At 70.1% G+C, this 17,787-nt stretch carries 15 protein-coding genes and 1 pseudogene; 8 read left to right on the top strand and 8 right to left on the bottom strand.

Translation table 11 applies throughout. From position 1 onward, the window contains the following. The first annotated feature begins 54 nt into the window (after positions 1 to 54). The 4 genes from ACGFNP_RS56765 to ACGFNP_RS56750 all read left to right on the top strand — a co-directional run bounded on the left by ACGFNP_RS56765 (position 55) and on the right by ACGFNP_RS56750 (position 4,259). Positions 55 to 1,098 (top strand): ABC transporter substrate-binding protein, encoded by a 1,044-nt coding sequence (locus ACGFNP_RS56765; RefSeq protein ID WP_393332893.1) that lies wholly within the window; start codon positions 55 to 57, stop codon positions 1,096 to 1,098. Further along, positions 1,095 to 2,783 carry an iron ABC transporter permease gene (locus ACGFNP_RS56760; protein WP_358332813.1) on the top strand — a complete coding sequence of 563 codons (1,689 nt, stop codon included), beginning with the start codon at positions 1,095 to 1,097 and terminating at the stop codon, positions 2,781 to 2,783. Before ACGFNP_RS56765 ends, ACGFNP_RS56760 begins: the two co-directional genes overlap by 4 nt. Further along, the gene (locus ACGFNP_RS56755; protein WP_358332810.1) at positions 2,780 to 3,871 is read left to right on the top strand and encodes an ABC transporter ATP-binding protein; all 1,092 of its coding nucleotides are present in this window, start codon (positions 2,780 to 2,782) and stop codon (positions 3,869 to 3,871) included. The genes ACGFNP_RS56760 and ACGFNP_RS56755 overlap by 4 nt, the downstream gene beginning before the upstream one ends. Positions 3,872 to 3,944: 73 nt before the next feature. Next, a complete protein-coding gene (locus ACGFNP_RS56750; RefSeq protein ID WP_358332807.1) occupies positions 3,945 to 4,259 on the top strand; it encodes a hypothetical protein in 315 nt (104 codons plus the stop codon). Between the two features lie 68 nt (positions 4,260 to 4,327). On the opposite strand, the gene lexA is transcribed toward ACGFNP_RS56750, so the two are convergent. Next, a complete protein-coding gene (gene lexA / locus ACGFNP_RS56745) occupies positions 4,328 to 4,987 on the bottom strand; it encodes a transcriptional repressor LexA (protein WP_393332888.1) in 660 nt (219 codons plus the stop codon). A 69-nt stretch (positions 4,988 to 5,056) separates the two neighbouring features. Beyond that, positions 5,057 to 5,980, bottom strand: coding sequence for a LuxR C-terminal-related transcriptional regulator (locus ACGFNP_RS56740; RefSeq protein WP_393332885.1), 924 nt, complete (start codon positions 5,978 to 5,980; stop codon positions 5,057 to 5,059). 238 nt (positions 5,981 to 6,218) lie between these two features. Between ACGFNP_RS56740 and ACGFNP_RS56735 the strand changes: the two genes are divergently transcribed. Continuing rightward, a complete protein-coding gene (locus ACGFNP_RS56735; protein ID WP_358332795.1) occupies positions 6,219 to 6,344 on the top strand; it encodes a hypothetical protein in 126 nt (41 codons plus the stop codon). Positions 6,345 to 6,482: 138 nt separating this feature from the next. Beyond that, positions 6,483 to 8,408 (top strand): ABC transporter ATP-binding protein, encoded by a 1,926-nt coding sequence (locus ACGFNP_RS56730; protein ID WP_358332792.1) that lies wholly within the window; start codon positions 6,483 to 6,485, stop codon positions 8,406 to 8,408. Between the two features lie 23 nt (positions 8,409 to 8,431). Here the strand turns inward: ACGFNP_RS56730 and ACGFNP_RS56725 are convergent. Further along, positions 8,432 to 8,791: pseudogene (locus tag ACGFNP_RS56725) on the bottom strand (S24/S26 family peptidase); the annotation flags it as partial. A gap of 131 nt (positions 8,792 to 8,922) precedes the next feature. Here ACGFNP_RS56725 and ACGFNP_RS56720 point away from each other — a divergent pair. Together ACGFNP_RS56720 and ACGFNP_RS56715 are read left to right on the top strand one after the other, a co-directional pair. Continuing rightward, positions 8,923 to 11,145 carry a glycoside hydrolase domain-containing protein gene (locus ACGFNP_RS56720; RefSeq protein ID WP_358332920.1) on the top strand — a complete coding sequence of 741 codons (2,223 nt, stop codon included), beginning with the start codon at positions 8,923 to 8,925 and terminating at the stop codon, positions 11,143 to 11,145. An 8-nt stretch (positions 11,146 to 11,153) separates the two neighbouring features. Next, entirely contained in the window at positions 11,154 to 12,434 is a 1,281-nt protein-coding gene (locus tag ACGFNP_RS56715; RefSeq protein ID WP_358332789.1) for a glycosyltransferase, read from the top strand. A gap of 18 nt (positions 12,435 to 12,452) precedes the next feature. On the opposite strand, the gene ACGFNP_RS56710 is transcribed toward ACGFNP_RS56715, so the two are convergent. From ACGFNP_RS56710 to ACGFNP_RS56690, 5 genes are all read right to left on the bottom strand, one after another. Next, complete coding sequence (locus ACGFNP_RS56710) at positions 12,453 to 13,073, bottom strand: hypothetical protein (protein WP_393332880.1); 621 nt, start codon at positions 13,071 to 13,073, stop codon at positions 12,453 to 12,455. Beyond that, positions 13,060 to 14,616 (bottom strand): VWA domain-containing protein, encoded by a 1,557-nt coding sequence (locus tag ACGFNP_RS56705; RefSeq protein ID WP_393332877.1) that lies wholly within the window; start codon positions 14,614 to 14,616, stop codon positions 13,060 to 13,062. Before ACGFNP_RS56705 ends, ACGFNP_RS56710 begins: the two co-directional genes overlap by 14 nt. Then, the gene (locus ACGFNP_RS56700; RefSeq protein ID WP_393332875.1) at positions 14,613 to 15,755 is read right to left on the bottom strand and encodes a toxic anion resistance protein; all 1,143 of its coding nucleotides are present in this window, start codon (positions 15,753 to 15,755) and stop codon (positions 14,613 to 14,615) included. Before ACGFNP_RS56700 ends, ACGFNP_RS56705 begins: the two co-directional genes overlap by 4 nt. Positions 15,756 to 15,791: 36 nt before the next feature. Then, positions 15,792 to 16,865, bottom strand: a complete 1,074-nt coding sequence (locus tag ACGFNP_RS56695) for a hypothetical protein (RefSeq protein WP_393332872.1) — start codon at positions 16,863 to 16,865, stop codon at positions 15,792 to 15,794. A 137-nt stretch (positions 16,866 to 17,002) separates the two neighbouring features. Beyond that, the gene (locus tag ACGFNP_RS56690) at positions 17,003 to 17,761 is read right to left on the bottom strand and encodes a neutral zinc metallopeptidase (protein WP_393332869.1); all 759 of its coding nucleotides are present in this window, start codon (positions 17,759 to 17,761) and stop codon (positions 17,003 to 17,005) included. Positions 17,762 to 17,787: the final 26 nt, after the last annotated feature.

Below are 17,787 nucleotides of genomic sequence, written 5' to 3'. Positions count from 1 at the left end.
GCGCGGCTTACGTTCGGTGCACGGTAGCCCTCGGCCCACAAGAGGTGGTCGACCATGGTTCCTCGGTACCTTTCCCCATCCCTGCTCCTCGCCGGCGCGCTCGTGCTGTCAGGGTGCGCCCGCGCGGCCGGCACGGTGACCGCCGACACCGGCAAGGTCGTGGTCGTCTGCGGCGCCACGGAGGAGTGGTGCGCGGCGATGACGAGCGCGTTCACCGCCGCCACCGGTATCAAGTCCGAGTTCGTCCGCCTGTCCAGCGGCGAGACGCTGGCCAGGATCCAGGCCGGTAAGTCCGATCCCGAGTTCGACGTCTGGCACGGCGGCCCCGCCGACGGGTACGCCGCCGCGGCCGGGCACGGCCTCCTGGAGAAATACGTCTCGCCGAACGCGGCCGTCATCCCCGGCAGGTACAAGGCCGGCGACGGCAGCTGGACCGGCGTGTACGTCGGCGTCCTGGGCTTCTGCGCCAACACCAAGGTGCTCGCGGAGAAGCGGTTGAAGGCTCCCGAGTCGTGGCAGAGCCTGCTGGATCCGGCGCTCAAACAGGACGTCGGTATGGCGCATCCGTCCACGTCGGGCACCGCGTACACGACGCTGTGGACGCAGGTCGCGCTCCACGGCGGGAACGTCGACCAGGCGCTGGCGTACATGAAGCGGCTGCACCCGAACGTCCTGCAGTACAGCAAGTCCGGCGTCGCCCCCGCGCAGCAGGTCGCCAGGGGCGAGGTCGGCGTGGGCGTCGTCTTCTCCCATGACTGCGTGGCGACCATGGAGCAGGGATTCCCCGATCTGCGGGTCACCTTCCCCGCCGAAGGTACGGGCTATGAGGTGGGCGGGGTCGCGCTGATCAAGGGGGCGCACGATCCCGTCAGCGCGAAGAAGTACATCGACTGGGCGCTCACTCCGGCGGCCCAGGAGATCGGGCCGAGCGTGCGGTCGTACCAGGTGCCGACCAACCCGAGGGCCAAGCGGTCGGACAAGAGCGCCGACCTGGCGGCGCTGAAGCTGATCGACTACGACAGCACCGCCGCGGGGGAGCACAAGCTGGAGCTCACCCGGCGGTTCGACTCCGAGGTCGCGAAGGCGCCGCGGTCATGACGCGTCGGCGTCGCCGCGAGGCGAGCGTGCTGGTCGCGATCGTCGCCTGCGTCGCGCTGGTCCTGGTCGGCAGCGTCTTCCCGGTCGGCGCGGTGCTGGGGACCGCGCTGTCGCCGGAGGCCTGGCCGCGCTACGTGGAGTTCTTCACCTCCTCGGTCGACCTGCGGATCTTGTGGAACACGCTGGTCCTGGGCGTGCTGGTCGGCCTGGCCGGCACCGCGATCGGCTTTCTGTTCGCCTTCGTACAGGCCCGGCTGGACGTGCCGGGCAAGAAGGTGCTGCACCTCATCGCGCTCATGCCGGTGGTGAGCCCGCCCTTCGCGGTGGCCACGGCCACCATCGTGCTGTTCGGCCGGCGCGGGCTGGTGACGCACGAGCTGTTCGGCCTCGAGTACGACATCTACGGGCTCGACGGGCTGGTGTTCGTCCTGTCGCTGTCGCTGTTCCCCGTCGCGTACCTGGGCCTGCTGGGCATGATGCGCAGCCTGGATCCGGCCATGGAAGAGGCCGCCATGACCCTCGGCGCCGCACGGTGGCGGGTCTTCCGCACGGTGATGCTGCCGCTGCTGGCGCCGGGGCTCGCCGGCCCGTTCCTGCTGCTGTTCGTGGAGGCCATCGCCGACCTGGCCAACCCGCTCGTCGTGAGCGGCGACTACACGGTGCTGGCCAGCCGCGCCTACCTGGCCGTCACCGGCGAGTACGACACCACCAGCGCCTCCGTCTACAGCCTGATCCTGTTGGTGCCCTCCATCGGGGTGTTCGTCGCGCAGCGGTACTGGCTGAGCCGCAAGGTCCGCACCACGGTCACCGGCAGGCCGTCCGGCACCGTGCACCTGATCACGACCTGGGCCCGCTGGCCCGTGCTGGCGCTGGCCGTGCTCGTCTCCCTGGTCATCGTGGCCCTCTATGGGACGGTGATCGTGGGCGGTGTCACGCGCGTGTTCGGCGTGGATCACTCGCTCACCTTCACCCACCTGCGTGAGGTGCTGTTCGGTGTGGGCCAGGAGGCGTTGACGGACACGACCCTGCTGGCCGCGATCGCCACCCCGATCGCGGGCGTCTTCGGCCTGCTCATCGCCTGGCTCGCGGTCCGGCAGTTGCCGCGCTCCGGCGGCTGGCTGGACTTCGCCGGCACGCTGGGCGTCGCCGTGCCGGGGACCGTGCTCGGCATCGGCTACCTGCTGGCCTACCGGCCCAGCCGCTACGTCGGGGACCTGGAGGTGCTGCCGGGCCTCGTGGGCGGGAGCGCGGTGGCCGGCGGAGCGGTCGCGATCGTGCTCGCGTACGTCGTCCGGTCCGTGCCGGCCGGGTTGCGTACGGGCACGGCGGCGCTGTCGCAGCTGGACCCGAGCCTGGAGGAGGCGTCGAAGGGCCTGGGCGCCGGGCCGTTGCGGACGTTCCGCACGATCACGCTGCCACTGATCCGGCCGGCCCTGCTGACCGGGCTCGGCTACGGCTTCGCGCGCTGCATGACCTCCCTGTCGACCATCATCCTGCTCGTCACCCCCGGCACGCACATCATCACATCACAGATCCTCAGCGCCGCGAACACCGGCCGCTACGGCGTCGCCTTCGCCTACTGCACGGTGCTGACGGCGCTCGTACTTGCCGGTTTCGGGATCATCCGGCTGCTCGTCGGCCGCACCGCCACCCTTCACCGCGTCTCAGGAAGGTACGAACGATGACGGACGACACCCGGCGCGGCTGGCTCTGCCTCGACCAGCTGACCAAGGCGTTCACCACCCAAGGGAGGGAGCCGGTCGTCGCGGTCGACTCGGTCTCGCTCGACGTGGCGCCCGGTGAGTTCATCACGCTGCTCGGGCCCTCCGGCTGCGGCAAGACCACGACGTTGCGGATCGTGGCCGGCCTGGAGGAGGCGTCCAGCGGGCACGTACGGCTCGACGGCGACACCATCGACGACCTGCCGCCGCAGCGCCGCCCGATGGCCATGGTGTTCCAGAGCTACGCCCTGTTCCCCCATCTGACCGTGAGCGAGAACATCACCTATGGCCTGCGGACCCGCCGCCAAGGCAAGGACGAGACGGACTCCGCCCTCCGCATCGCGCTCACCAGCATGAACCTCGTCGGCCTGGAACACCGCAGCCCGCACGAGCTGTCCGGCGGGCAGCAACAGCGCGTGGCGCTCGCCCGCGCGCTCGTCGTCCAGCCCGAGGTGCTGCTGTTCGACGAGCCGCTGTCGAACCTGGACGCGAAGCTGCGCGGCGCCATGCGCGCCGAGATCCGCCGCATCCAGCGCCGGCTCGGCATCACCGGCCTGTACGTCACACACGACCAGGACGAGGCGATGACCATGTCCGACCGGGTCGTGGTCATGAACAAGGGCCGGATCGAGCAGGTCGCCAGTCCGGCCGACATCTATTTCCGGCCGGCGACCGTGTTCGTGGCGGACTTCATCGGCCGGGCCAACTTCATCGAGGTCGTCCCGGCGCGTGTCGAGGCGGGCAGCGCGGCGGTCACCGCGCTGGGGCGGGACCTGACGGTCGCGGCCCACCCCGAGGTGCGGGCGAACGCCGCCACCTACCTCATGGTCCGGCCGGAGACCCTCTCGCTCACCGCAGCGCCGGAGGGCGGGATCGGCTCCGTGCTGCGGGCCACGTTCCACGGGCACAGCGTGGACTACGAGGTCGAGACCGGCGCCGGCACATTGGCGGTGACCGTACCGGGACCCGACCCGCAGTGCCTGCTGGCCGAGGGCACGAACGTGACCGTGGGGATCGATCCGGCGCGGGCGTACGCGCTGGTCAAGTCCTGATCTCCGGTGACCGATGGAACGGGATGGAACGCCTATCGGGCGTGGCCCATCAATCGAACCACGGGGAGATCCCATGACGTACCTGACGAAGAAACTGCTGGTCGCGCTGGCTGCCGCGACGCTGGCCGGTTCCGGCGTCGTCGCCGGCGCCGCCGTCACCGCGCTGCCCGCCTTCGCCAACGCCCAGATCGGCGCGCTGTTCGACGGATTCGCCAAGAACCTCGACGAGGACATCGCGCTCGCCGACGCCGAGGCCGCCGCCAGGCAGAACGCGCTCAACAATGGGTTCACGGAGTGCTCGGTGTTCGAGTCGGTGGTCTCCCAAAACGCGAAAACGCATGTGTTCTTCGCGCTGGTCACGGTCCGCTGCGAGGACGTGTCCAAGTAGGGCGCCGGCTGGGGTGAGGTAAGAACGCGCCGCGCTGATCTCGCTTCCGGGGCAGCGCGGCGCGGTGTTCAGACGCTGCGCAGGACCGAGACGACGATGCCCAGCACCGCGGCGTCGTCGCCGTCGATGATGTCGTAGGCGGGATTGCGCGGTTCGAGATGGACGTGTCCGTCGCGTCGGCGATACACCTTGACGGTGGCCTCACCGTCGATCATCGCGGCGACGATCTGGCCTGAGTGCGCCTCGGGTTGCTGCCGTACCACGACGATGTCGCCGTCGCAGATCGCGGCCTCGATCATCGAGTCGCCCCGTACGCGGAGGCCGAACAGATTGCCGCGGCCGGTGAGCTCGCGGGGCAGGGTCAGCGTGCCGTCCAGGTGCTCGTCGGCTGGGATGGGACTGCCCGCGGCGATGTCTCCGACCACGGGCACGGTCACCACGTCACCGGCCGGTTCGGGTGCCGAGGCCCGCAGGAACAGCCGCACGTCGATCGGCCGGGTCATCGTCGTGCTCCGGCGGAGGAATCCCTTCTCCTCCAGGCTCTTCAGGTGTTTCGACACCGACGAGGACGACCGCAGCCCGACCGCGCGGCCGATCTCGCGGGTGCTCGGTGGGTACCCGTACCTGACCACCCAGTCTCGGATCGTGGCCAGGATCCGCTGCTGGCGCGGCGGCAGGGCCGAGAAGTCCAGGTACTCGAACGCGTCAGTATCGTCGTAGGTGGTCACGTGCGAAATGCTAAGGGCGCCGGCACCCACCGCGGAGAGGTCCAGGCCCGGCGAGTCAGCAGCCGTCTATCAGATCCAGCCCTGCTGTTTGGCGAGCAGCGCGGCCTGGAAGCGGTTCGCGGCGCCGAGCCGGTCGAACAGGTCGGCCACGTGCCGCCGGTAGGTCCGCAGGCTCACGCCCATCTCCCTGGCCGCGATCTCGTCCTTGTCGACGCTGGACAGCAGGTGCAGCACCTGCCGCTCTCTGGGGGTGAGGCTGGAGGCGGGGTGGGGTTCGAGGTCCACTGCGTGCGTCCACACCCGCTCGAACAGGTCCACCATCGTCGCGACGGCCCCCGCCTGGGAGATCATCAGGGCGCTCTGGGTGCAGTCGTCCGGCGTGGTGGGGACGAAGGCCACCGAACGGTCCACGATCACCATCTGCTGCCCGGCGTCGTCGACGAGCCGATGGTGGTCGCCGGCCCGATGCAGCGTGAGGCTGTACTCCATCAGCTCCGGGTCGGCCAGGCTCTTCCGGGAGATGATGGTGCGCCACCGGACGCCCTCGCCGAGCCGGTGAAGGTAGGCGGGCAGCATGTCCGGGCGGGGACGCCGCCGATCGGACTGCACGGTCAGCACCTCTCGCGCGTCGAGCGCCAGGGACCAGATCCGCTCGTCGATCTGGTCGATGCCGTCGATCCGCTCGATCGTGACCGTACGGTCGGGCCCGTGGCGTTGCGCGCTCAGCAGGTGCAGCGCCTTCCAGGCGTCCGCGATGCGGCGCTGCTCCGCGCTCGTCTCCAGCAGGCGTCGCCTGATCAGGCGGTCGATCCCGATCTCCGGGTCGACGGCGACGGGCCGGCCGTCCGGCTCCAGCCGTACGAGTTCCAGCGCCACCAGCCGCTCCAGCGCCGCGCTTGTGCCCACCAGGTCGGGGCTCGCCTCATCGCCGCATAAGAGGGCGCGGTACACGGTCTCGTCGAGCGCGGTCAATCCGAGACTACTGAGGCTCATGTGGGCTCCGAATAGTGCAACAGGGGCCGACGCGGTATGCCTGCGGATTGGCAGCAAACTGCACAGTCATGCAGTTTGCTGTCAGTCCCGCATGCTTACGCCCGTTGATCGTCAGTCGTTATTGTCCTGCTGTCGGCAGGGATGATCACCCATATCGCCTATGTCGGCTATCACCGGCAACCCCACCAGCCGGTCCGCACCAAGAGGAGGACCTTCTATGTTCCGTGCTCTCAACAGGATGAGTGACCGTCTGCTCGACCGGCTCCTGCCCTCCACCACCGCCCGAGCCGAACCCTGCTGGTGGGACCCCATCCTCCGCATGACGTGCTGCCTCTACTCCGGTACCAAGTACTGCCACCTGTGACGGTGGATGCCCAGGTTTGAGCATCACTGATGGCAGAGGGAGCACGGCGCCGGCCGGACGGGTCCTTGGCTAGCGCCGTGCTCCTGGCATTTCTCCGTGGGATCGCAGCTGCGCTCCGCTGAACCGTAAAGGACGCTGATGTCCTACCTCATGGCGGACTCCACGCTCAGGCGGGTCCGGGTCGCCGCGGCCCTCGCCTGGACGGCCCATCCGGCGGCGACCGTCGCCGCGGCGGTCCTGGGCGTCTTCGCCGGCGCGGCGCCGGTCGCGACCGCCTGGCTGACGAAGCTGGTGCTCGACGCGCTGGCCAGGGGCGAGGGTGCCGCCGCCCTGGTGCCGCTGGGCGGCGGCCTCGCCCTGGCGGGCCTGGCGGTCATCGTGCTGCCGCACGTGTCGGTGTACGTACAGGCGCTACTGCGTAGATCGCTGCGCCTGCTCATCTACGACCGGCTGTTCCGGGCCGTCAACCGCCATCCGGGACTCAGCCGTTTCGAGAACCCGGCCTTCCACGACACCCTCCGGCTGGCGTACGAGTCGAGCCACAACGCACCGGACCGGCTGGTCGTCGGCGCGCTGGCGATCGGCCAGGCACTCATCACCTTGTCGGGGTTCGTCGTCACGCTGTTCGCCGTCAGCCCGCTCATGGTGGCCGTCATCGTCGTCGCCGCGCTGCCCTCGGTACGCGTCCAGCTCATGCTCAGCCGGGAGCGGGCCGAGGTGATGTGGCAGATAACCCCCGCCATGCGCCGCCAGGTGTTCTTCGGCGACCTGCTCACCAGGCCGGAGGCGGCCAAGGAGGTGCGGCTGTTCGGCCTGGGCGACTACCTGCGCACGCGGATGCTCGACGAGGTGAGCGGCGTCAACCGCGCCGAACGGGACGTCGATCGCCGCACACTGCGCAGCCAGGGCATGATGGCGCTGCTCGGCAGCGTCGTGGCGGCCGGAGGGCTGCTGTGGGCCATCCTCAGCGCCGCCTCCGGAGGCATCACGGTGGGCGACGTGACGGTGTTCGTCGCGGCCGTGGCCGGGGTGCAGATGGCGCTGACGGCGATCGTCAGCCAGTGGGCGGACGCCCACAACGCCCTGCTGATGTTCGGCCACTACACGGCCGTGACCGACGCCGAGCCCGACCTGCCCGTTCCGGCCGAACCCACCCCGCTGCCCGGGTTGCGCGACGGGATCGAACTGCGCGACGTGTGGTTCCGCTACAGCGAGGAGCACCCCTGGATCCTGCGCGGGGTGGACCTGTTCATCCCGTCCGGGCATACGGTCGCCCTCGTCGGGGTGAACGGTGCGGGCAAGAGCACGCTGGTCAAACTGCTGTGCCGGCTGTACGACCCGGTCCGGGGGCAGATCAGCTGGGACGGGGTGGACCTGCGCGACGCGAGCCCGGACGAGCTGCGCGGGCGGATCGGCGCGGTGTTCCAGGACTACATGGACTACGACCTCACCGCCGCCGAGAACATCAAGCTGGGCGACCTGACCGCCGCCGACGACCATGACCGCGTCCACGACTCGGCCCGCCAGGCGGGCGTCCACGAGGCGATCACCGCACTGCCGCGCGGGTACGACACCATGCTCAGCCGCGTCTTCGGCGACCGCGACGACCAGGCCGGGGTCGCCCTGTCCGGCGGGCAGTGGCAGCGCCTGGCCCTGGCCCGCGCCTTCATGCGGTGGCGCCAGGACCTGCTCATCCTGGACGAGCCCAGCTCGGGTCTGGACGCCGAGGCGGAGCACGAGGTGCACAGCAGCCTGCGGCGCTACCGCGGCGACCGGACGAGCGTGCTCATCTCGCACCGGCTCGGCACCGTACGGGACGCCGACCTCATCGTGGTGCTCAGCGACGGGCGGATCGTCGAACGCGGCACGCACGACGAGCTCATGGCGGCGGGCGGCGAGTACGCCCGCCTGTTCACCCTGCAGTCCAGCGGCTACGAGCGCGGCTCCGCGTCAGGGGACGACGGGCCTGGGTATGACGGGTCCGAGGACGACGGGTCTGGGGACGACGGGCCCGAGGACAGCCTCCGCACGGCCACGCCCAGCACCCGGTCGGCCGGCAGGTAGCCCCACATCCGGGAATCGGCGCTCGACGTGCCGTCTCCCACGACGACGAGCGCGCCCTCGGGAACGGCCGCACCCGGCTCCGCCCGCGCGGCCGCCGCCACCTCGGCCGGCACCGGGTCGCCCGCCAGCGCGGCCACCCGCTTGATGACCCAGGCCGCGGCCTGGGGAGCGGGCAGCGGACCCGTGCTCCACCCGGTGCGTCCCGCCGGCTCGAACACCACCACTTCGCCGCGCCCCACCTCGCGCGCGGCAGCGCGGCGGACCAGCACCCGATCACCCGGACGGTACGTCGGCCACATGCTCATACCGCTCACCTGGACGACGACGAACCGGCGCCGGGCGACGACGACCGCCGCGGCCAGGACGGCGACGAGTGCCGCCACGAGGATGAGCGCGTACCACACGAGCCCCACTCTAGGCGAAAACGATCAATACCCGGCGGCTTAATGCCGTTGAACCAAGCCGTTCACCTCCTCGAAACCCAAGGTGGGCGCGTGCTGGGTAGAGTCCCGCCATCCTCGACAACGTTGACCCATTCATCGGCACAGCGGCGACCGACCTGCCCAGGGCACGCGGTCTGGCCGCCACTTGGTGGTGGCCGAAACCGCAGGTCGGCAACACCCACCCGGGTGCCACGTCACCACTGGGCATGGTGTCGGCCTGCGCCTACTCCGGCGCCTACCCCACCGGCTACGGGCGCTACACGAAGAACACCGAGGGCGTGCCCGAGGAGATGTTCGAGCGGCTGCAGGCGTCCGGGTTCACCCATTTCCAGCAATCCGGTACGGGCGCGATCCGCAAGTACTACAACTACGTGCGCGTCACCCCGATGGTGCAGCCGCTGGACATGCTGGGGGAGGCGTGGCCGCTGCACGACGAGGTGGCGGAGGCGGGCTACTACGCGGCCACCCTGGACACCGGGGTCCGCTGTGAGCTCACCGTGGGCCCCAAGGCCGCGGTGCATCGCTACACGTTCCCGCAGCACAGCAGCGCCCGTGTGGTGGTCGACCTGTCCTGCGGGGGACTGGCCATCGAGCTCGGCCGCACCGTGCCGTTGCGGGCACAGGTGGAGAGCATGGGCCACGGCCGGGCCCAGGGCACGGTGGTGATGGAGGGCGTCCCGCTGTCGGTGTACGTGGAGGTCGACAGCCCGGGCTGGCGGCAGATGCTCTGGTACGACCGGCGGCTCATCGACGGCGGCACCCGCCTGGACTTCGACAGCATCCGGCACACCACGCTGCGGCCCTTCGGCCTGCTCTTCATGGGCCCGGCCGCATCGGGGCAGACCATCGAGGTGCGGCTCGGGTTCTCACTGCGCGGGTGCGACCAGGCGCGCCAGAACCTGGAGCGCGAGTGCGGGCACGCCCAGCCGGCGTTCGACGCGGTACGTTCCCGGACCCGGGCCCGCTGGCGCGAGCACCTTGACCACGTCCAGGTCGAGGGTGGCACGCCGGCCCGCCGCACCGTGCTTGCGACGGCGCTCTACCATGCGCTGATCAAGCCCTGCTTCGCCGACGACGAAAGCCCGTTCTGGCCGACCCCCGGACCGTTCGCGTTCGACGTGTGCACCATGTGGGACATCTACAAGACACAGCTGCCGCTGCTCGCGGCCATCGCCCCGGACCGGGCCGCGGACCTGCTGGAGTCGCTGATCCGGGTCTGCGAGGAAGAGGGCAATTTCCCCATCGGCTACCGGATGGCTCGCGGCGCCGACCGGTTCTTCCGCCAGGCCAGCGCGCTCGTCCACACCGCGCTGGCGGACGCCCACGCTCTCGGCCGGACCGGCCTGGACTGGAACTGGGCGCTCGTGCACATGGTCGGCGACCTGCATCGTCTGTACGGCGAGGACTTCTTCGAGCACGGAGTGGTGCACCCGATCACGCACACCCTCGACCTCGCCTACGCCCACCACTGCACGGCCCAGGTCGCCCGGGCGCTGAACGACCGGGGCCTGGCCGACGATCTGGAGGAGCGCGGCCGCCAGTGGTCCAACGCCTTCGACCCGGGCACGGGGCTGCTGCGCGACTCGGAGTTCTACGAGGGCGGCAAGTGGAATTACTCCTTCCGGCTGCTGCACGACATGGCCGCGAGGATCGCCCTGGCCGGCGGCGACGGGGCCTTCATCGACAAGCTGGACAGGTTCTTCGGTTTCGGGGCCGCACCGGTGACGCAGCCCGGCCGGCGCCCGCGGGCGGCGGAGATCAGGGCCGGATACGCCCTGAACCGGTTCGAGGGGTTGAACAACGAGCCCGACATGGAGACGCCGTGGGCCTACCACTACGCGGGCCGTCCCGACCGCACCGCCCAGGTGGTGCACGCGGCGCTGACCTGGCAGTTCGGCACCGGACCCGGCGGGCTGCCGGGTAACGACGACTCCGGCGGACTGAGCTCGTGGTACGTCTGGGCGTCGCTGGGGCTGTTCCCGATCGCCGGCCAGAACCTGTTCCTGGTCAACGCGCCCGCCTTCCCCCGGGCCGTGCTCCGGGCCGGCGGCAACGAGTTCGTCATCGAGACCAGTGGGCACCGCGAGACGCCGATCGGCGTCGACGGCATCGATCGTGACCCACCGGCGCAGTACGTCCAGTCCGCGACCCTCAACGGCGAGCCCCTGCACGCCACGCACCTGAGCGCCGCCACCGTGCACCGCGGCGGCCTGCTGCACCTGCGGCTGGGCCCGGAGCCGTCGGCGTGGGGGCGGGGGATCCGCCCGCCGTCCCTGTCAGATCCGGTCAGATAGGAAGCACGATGATCCACCCCCGTCGCCGTCTCGTCATCGTGGTCCGGGCCGACCCGGTCATCTGTGGTCACTCCGGCGAGGCCCGTAACCTCGCCGAAGTGGCGCTGACCCGCGGGTTCGACGAGGTACGGCTGCTGACCTGGCCCATTCCGGCACTGCGGGCGGCCGGGCTGCCGCTCAAGCCGCTGGACCGGCTGCTGCCGTACAGCGCCGGGATCACCGTGGAGCGGCCGGAGGCGGTGGGGGACTACCGGGTGCCGGACGGGCGTCACCTGGCCGGACTCACCGGCCGCCTCGTCGAGCTGCTCGCCGAACCGGTGCCCACGACCTGCCTGTCCATGTACCTCGTTCCGCACACCGCGGTGGTCATCGACGCGGTCGCGGCGGCGCGCGCGGCCGGATTCGCGCCCGACGTGCACACGGTGGCGAAAGCGGTCGGCTCCGACGTGACCAACGTGATCCGGTCGTGCCTGCGGGACGGCCGGTTCGGCGCGGCGACCGTGCTGTTCACCACGTTCCTGGCCAACGACGAGGTCGTCGCGGTCTCCGAGTACACCCGTGAGGAGATCGTCGCCTCGGCCGAGCAGGTGGACGCCTACTGCGGCACCAAATTCGCCGAAGAGTGCCGGCGCCGGGTGACCGTCAGCTACCCGCCGATCGACTCCGCCGCCTTTCTCGACCGGGATCCGGCGCGTGTGGACGCCGCACTCGCGCGGCGCGGTCTGGAGCGTGACGGGTACATCCTGTTCCTGTCCCGGGTGACGCGGGCCAAGGGGATCCACGACCTGGTGATGGCCTTCGACCGGATGCGCTGCCGGTCGCGGGTGAAGCTGGTGGTCGCCGGCACCGGGCCCGCGCTGGAGGAGGTGCGGGCGATGGCCAAGGAGGACGACCGGGTGGTCTTCCTCACCGATGTCGACGACCACGAGAAGTCGCTGCTCATGCGCGGCTGCGCGGCCTACGCCCTGCCCACCAAGCCCGAGCCCGACTTCGTCGAGACGTTCGGCATCGCCCTGGCCGAGAAGATGCTGGCGGGTGGTGGACCGATCATCACCACCGACACGGGCGGGACCCTTGAGGCGGTCGGCGACACCGCCGTCATCGTCGAGCCCGAGGACATCACCGGCCTGGCCGCGGCCGTGGACCGGGTGGTCCTGGACATGTCCGCCGCCGAGCGGCAGGACCTGGAGCTCCGCGCCCGCGCCCGCGCGATGGCCTTCGACCGGGCCGCGGTGTTCGACGGGCTCTTCCCGCAGGCGGCGCCCGCCGTCTACCGCCACACCGCCTGACGCTGGTCCGGGCTGACGCTAGTCCAGGTCCAGGTCCGAGCCGCCGAACCTGTCCCGCAGGAAGCGGCCCTGGTCACGCAGCGCCTGCTCGTCCCCGCGGTGAATGGCGTCGGCGACCTTGCGTAGCTGCGCGTCGAGGAGGGCGAGCTGGGCCAGCAGCTCCTCGTGCGCGCTCCGCTCGCGGTCCGCCCTCCTGGTCAGCGCGTACCCCCGGGGCAGGTTCGCGTACGCCTCCAGGCTGGCGGGCAGGTAGCTGCGGATCGTCTGCGACACGACGTGCAGCTGGTCCGGTGAGGAGGCCAGCTGCTCGGCCCGCCCCAGCACACCCCTGATGACCTCGGCCAGCGCGGCCACGGCCGTGTGCACGTCGCCGGGGAAACGACGGTCGACGCGGCCCAGCAGCGCGTCCAGGTCGGCCCGCAGACTCGCCGTCTCCACCTCCGCGTGTGAGATCATCAGCCGCACCCGGTCCGGCGGCGCGAGCAGGGCGCCCACCCCGTACAACGCCGCCACGACCACCGGCCAGAACGCCCCCGCCAGCCCCAGGAAGTGCGCGGCGAGGCCGAGCAGCGCCAGCACGGAGCCGACGATGTTCCTGGTCGAGCCCAGGTACCGCAGCACCCGGTCACTGATACCCACGGATCTCCTTGAAGGCGCTGCTCAGCGAGCTGGACCGCGCGTCGAACACGGCCCCGCCGGTCAGCGTCGCGATCTTGCGCATCTCCTCGACGTCGCTCTCCCCGAACAGCACCACGAACGTCGGCGTGTGCCGCCGGGCCTCGGGCAGCAGCCGGTAGCGCGTCGCGAAGTCGTCGTAACCGGAGCCGTCGGTGTTCTCGCCGTCGGTCATCAGCACGATCGAGGAGTAGTGGCCGGGCAGGGCGGGCCGGTCGTAGGCGGCCGTGAGGCTGTCGTAGATCGCGGTGCCGCCGGACGCGTCCAGCCCTTCGGCGAACCGCTTGATCTGCGCCAGCACCGGCGCCGGGTCGCGTTCGGGGACGGTGAACGGCACCGGCGTGCCCGCCTGGCCGTTGAACGGGATCATCGTCACCGTCTCCCGGTTGCGGAAGCGGGAGAACGTTCCGGAGGCGGAGGTGTCCGCGCCGGTCAGCGCGATCAGCGCCTGCCGCAGCGCCTGGATGCGGTCGCCGTCCATCGAGCCGGAGGTGTCCAGCACGAACAGCGCCTCCGCCGGTACGCGCACCTGGTCGAGGTAGGTGGCGATCAGCTCGTCCGCGGTGCGGCGCTGGTTCGGGAACGGCAGCTCGATGAGCTGCGCCGAGCCGAACCGCGGATCCAGCGCGACGCCGGGCACGATCGGCCGCCGGTGCGTGCCCGTCATGATCTCCTTCTGCACGGCCGGCGTACGCAGCCAGGCGGCCAGCTTGCCGTACAGCCCCTTCTTCTCCTCGGGGGCGGAGGCGAGCAGCGTGAGCGGATAGTCCGCGCTGACCACGCCGTCACCGGGATAGACGAGGGTGAGCGGGTCGCGCAGGCCGAGCAGGACCGACTCGTAGTTCACCATGCCGTCGACGCGGGGGTCGCGGGCGTAGGCGTCGGCCAGCCAGCCCGACGAGCCGGCCGTCAGCCGCTGCGCCGAGAAGAAGTCCTTCAGTTTGGGCGTCACCGTGCTGACCTGCTCGGCGCTGAGCGCCCCGTCCGCGTCGGACAGCGCGGCCGCCACCCCCACCAGCGCGGAGAATCCGGAGTTGGAGGAGGCCGGGTTCGTCATGCCGAAGCTGAACCGCCCGCCCTTGGCCGCCGCCGCGATGTCCGTCCACGAGACCGGCCCCCGATCCCAGCCCAGCTCCTCGGCCTTGGCCGGCTTGAGCCCCAGCACGACGGGAGAGGCCATGATCTTGGTCTGGGTGGACAGCTTGGCCGGGGCGCCGTCGATCAGCGACAGGTAGCGGTTGGAGGAGAACCAGATCGCGTCGAACCGGCTGTCGGCGCGGCCGCTCGCGACCTGCTCGGCGCCGTCGAGCGTGCCGGTGTACGTCAGCCGCACCCGCACCCCGATCTCGTCGGCGGCCCGGCCGAGCAGCGGTTCGAGGTCCTTGATCTCGCTGCCCGCCAGCACCCGCAGCACGTCGGGCCCGTCGGCGGAGTCGTCGTCTCCCGCCGAGCAGCCGGCGGCCAGCAGGGCCGCCGCCAGCACGACGGCCGTGAGCGTCCTTCTCATTGGGCGGACTCCTGGGCCCGCTCCAGGTACGTCCTGGCGTGCGCCAGCTCGGCGCCCAGGCTGTCGACGGTGGCCGCCATGTTGTCCACGGCCTGGGCCCGGAACGTGTCGATCAGGTCCATGGTCGCGTACACGTTGTCGAACGCCTTGCGCAGCGTGTCCAGGTCGACGGTCGTCGAGGCCGCCTGGTTCTGGATCTCCCCGGCCTGGGTGCGCAGCATCTCACTGGTGGCCAGGATCAGGTCGCTCGTGGTCGCGTTCAGCGCGGTGATCTGGTCGAGCACCAGCTTCTGGTTGGCCAGCGCCTGCGCCACCGTCACCGCCGTCCGCAGCGCGGCGACCGTCGTCGTGGTCGCCCGGTCCACGCCCTTGCTGAGCTCCAGGTTGTTCTTGCGGACCAGGTCGAGTGCCAGGTAACCCTGCGCTGAGACGGCCAGCTGGGTGAGGAGGTCCTGGTGCTTCTGCCGTACGGCGAACAGCGCGTCGGAGCGCAGCGCCGTGGCCCGCTGCTCATCGGCCAGCGCGATGCGCTCCTCCAGGGCGGCGTCGATCGCCTTGGCCATGACCGCGTACTCCTGCAGCCGGGTCATCGCCTCCCACAGGTTCGCCTTCTCGCCCTCGATGGCGGCGTTGTCGCGCAGCAGCTCGTCCTGGCCGGACTTGAGCGCGCGGATGATGTCGTCGATGTGCTGCTGGGCCGAGCGGTACTTGGCGAAGTAGTCGCGCAGCCGGTCACCGAACGGGATGAGCCCGAGTAACCTGCGCGTCCCGCTCGCGGCCTGCTTGGGGTCCAGATCCACGATGGTGCGGCGGAGCGCGACGAGCCGGTCGGCCACTCTGGCCTGGGCGTCGGCGCCCTCGCCCCGCGACGCGCTCAGCGCCGCGACCGGCCGCTTGAGCATGCGGTTGGCCACCTGCGAGGCGGACCTGATCTCGGTGTCGCCCATCGAGGAGATGTCGTGCACCTTGCGGGCGAACTCCGGCGAGCGCGGGTCGAGCCCGTCCAGCTCGCCGGCGAAGTCCTGGGCCTTGGCGGCCAGCTCGCCGGCGCGTTCGCCGGACAGCGGCAGCATGGTGGCCGCGGTCTCGACCGGTACCGGCGTGACCGGCGCGGGTGGCGTGAGCACCAGATCGGACACGTGGGGGATCTCCTTGCTCAAGGTCGGAAGGTCTGGCTACGGGCGGGACGAAGCGTCGACCGTGGTGATCAGCTTGTCCAGGCGCTCGTAGGTGGGCGGCTCGACGACGTCCACCAGCTCGGCCGCCCGCGCCCCGGTCTTGGCGACCTGGTCGGCGAAGGCGCGGGGGTTCGACGTGCGGAAGCCGTGCGCGGCGGCCAGCGCGAGGAGTTCGGGGTCCTCGGTGAGCAGCCGGCCCACCCGCGTCCCCGGCTCGGCCAGCGGGACCAGGGTGTGCTTGCTGAGCACGGTCGGCGAGGGATAGACCAGCCGCATCTCCGGCTTGATCGCCCCGTCTGCGGCGAAGACGTGTGACAGATACTGCGCCTCGTAGACGACCAGCATCGGCGTCTTGCCCGCGCCGAGCGCCAGATAGTCGTCGAACGAGGCCTCGCTCGTGGTCTCGGAGAAGCCCTGGTCGAGCACGACCGGCGCGACGATGGGCGCGATCTTGGCGATCTGGGCGTCGGAGCTGATCACGTCCTCGCCATTGGCGACGTAGCCGAGCGCCGACAGGTACATCGCGGCGCTGTTCGACGTACGAATGTCGGTGGTGGTAAGTAGTACGCGCTTTCGCGCCTTATAAAGTGTATTTCCGGGAATCTGATCCCACCGAGTGCCTTTTGCTACTAACTCTAGATATTTCTTTATATCTAGGGTTTGGTAGCCCTTGCCGGAATCGGTGAGCACCCCCACCTTGGCCAGGAGCCCGGCGATCGGCTCGAAGGTGGCCACCGCCATCGGCGAGTAGAACGGCGAGAAAGTCGTGGTGGCTTGACGATCGTGCTTGATCTTCTCCGCCGCCGGGACGCTGGAGGGGAAGGCGAAGGCGTAGCGGCTCAGATCCACGTCGGTGACGATCTGCCGCGACCCCGCGGTGTCCACCTCGACCTGTAACCCGTGCTTGGCGAAGGCCGCCTTGACCCGCGGATCGTCGAAGAACGGCCGCTTCTCCGAGCCGATGACCCCCCGCACCACGGTGACCCCGGGCCCCTGGTTCCCGATGATGATCGCGACCACCACCACCCCGGCGAGAACGGCGGCCAGAGCCACGCCGATCCACCGCTTCATCGCATCCCATTTCGTGAAATGGCCCCCATGACTGGAATTATGGGAGGGCGATTGTCGGGTGCGCGCGGTGGAAGGGCGACCTTACGGCAGAATTCACCCGCCGTTCACGGAGTGTGGGCGTCGATGTGGCCGCTCGGTCAGCGGACCTTGGAGGCGGGAGCGGTGTAGGTGTTGCACGCCGACGGCGAGGCCGCGTCGAAGCCACGTCGCTGCCAGTAGACGCGGTTCTTCGCCGTGCCGAACCCCTTGTAGTTTCCTTCTACCGCATGCCGGTTGATGAAGTACTCGGAGCCGTGCGCACGGGAGTGCCCCAGCGAATCCCAGACACTGCCGATGAACGCGCCCGCCAAACAGATGCTCTGGAGCGAGCCCTTGGTGGTGAGCGCGAGGGCCTTGGCCTTGGGCAGTTTCTTGGCGGCTCGATCTTCCTGGTCGACGATGCCGACCATGTTCTGCGCGTGATAGCCGTAGCCGATGGAGAGGCTTTCCAGAATTTCCGGGCTGTCGAGTTCGTCGGCCAGGCCGTAATCGGTGAGCATCAGGTAGATGGTCTTGTTGGGGATGCAGTAGAGGCTGTAGACGTCATCCGGGTGGTAGACGCCGCAGGCGGTCTTGATCCGATCGCCGTACTTCACGACCACCTTGGCCTTCTGGTAGCGGAATCCAGCTTTTGTCACCTGCGTCGACCAGGCTTTTTCCTGACATGCGGTAATGGCTTCGACGTACAGGCGGATCGCGTCGTGATCCTGGTTGACCTCAGGCTCTTCGCACGTCTGGGCGGGGAGTTTGCCCGTCTTGTAGAGCGGGTTCTTCGTCAAGGGGGAAGGGGCGGGGGCCGCGTGGGCTGTTCCGGTCAGCGATAAAAAAGTGACCAGGGCGGCGGCGAGAATGCGCATGAGAACGCACCCTAGTGGATCATGCA

Origin of the sequence: Nonomuraea sp. NPDC049269 (genome assembly GCF_043197155.1) — a bacterium.
Lineage (GTDB): Bacteria > Actinomycetota > Actinomycetes > Streptosporangiales > Streptosporangiaceae > Nonomuraea.
Note: the sequence above shows the minus strand (reverse complement) of the source record. Positions and strands in the feature narration are given on the sequence as shown.

What these genes read in the sequence shown, in the direction of transcription:
- ACGFNP_RS56755 (WP_358332810.1), top strand. Translation starts at nt 2,780, where the DNA reads ATGACGGACGACACCCGGCGCGGCTGGCTCTGCCTCGACCAGCTGACC.
- ACGFNP_RS56750 (WP_358332807.1), top strand. Translation starts at nt 3,945, where the DNA reads ATGACGTACCTGACGAAGAAACTGCTGGTCGCGCTGGCTGCCGCGACG.
- ACGFNP_RS56715 (WP_358332789.1), top strand. Translation starts at nt 11,154, where the DNA reads ATGATCCACCCCCGTCGCCGTCTCGTCATCGTGGTCCGGGCCGACCCG.
- ACGFNP_RS56695 (WP_393332872.1), bottom strand. Translation starts at nt 16,865, where the DNA reads ATGAAGCGGTGGATCGGCGTGGCTCTGGCCGCCGTTCTCGCCGGGGTG.
- ACGFNP_RS56705 (WP_393332877.1), bottom strand. Translation starts at nt 14,616, where the DNA reads ATGAGAAGGACGCTCACGGCCGTCGTGCTGGCGGCGGCCCTGCTGGCC.
- ACGFNP_RS56690 (WP_393332869.1), bottom strand. Translation starts at nt 17,761, where the DNA reads ATGCGCATTCTCGCCGCCGCCCTGGTCACTTTTTTATCGCTGACCGGA.
- ACGFNP_RS56760 (WP_358332813.1), top strand. Translation starts at nt 1,095, where the DNA reads ATGACGCGTCGGCGTCGCCGCGAGGCGAGCGTGCTGGTCGCGATCGTC.
- ACGFNP_RS56740 (WP_393332885.1), bottom strand. Translation starts at nt 5,980, where the DNA reads ATGAGCCTCAGTAGTCTCGGATTGACCGCGCTCGACGAGACCGTGTAC.
- ACGFNP_RS56765 (WP_393332893.1), top strand. Translation starts at nt 55, where the DNA reads ATGGTTCCTCGGTACCTTTCCCCATCCCTGCTCCTCGCCGGCGCGCTC.
- ACGFNP_RS56730 (WP_358332792.1), top strand. Translation starts at nt 6,483, where the DNA reads ATGTCCTACCTCATGGCGGACTCCACGCTCAGGCGGGTCCGGGTCGCC.
- ACGFNP_RS56735 (WP_358332795.1), top strand. Translation starts at nt 6,219, where the DNA reads ATGAGTGACCGTCTGCTCGACCGGCTCCTGCCCTCCACCACCGCCCGA.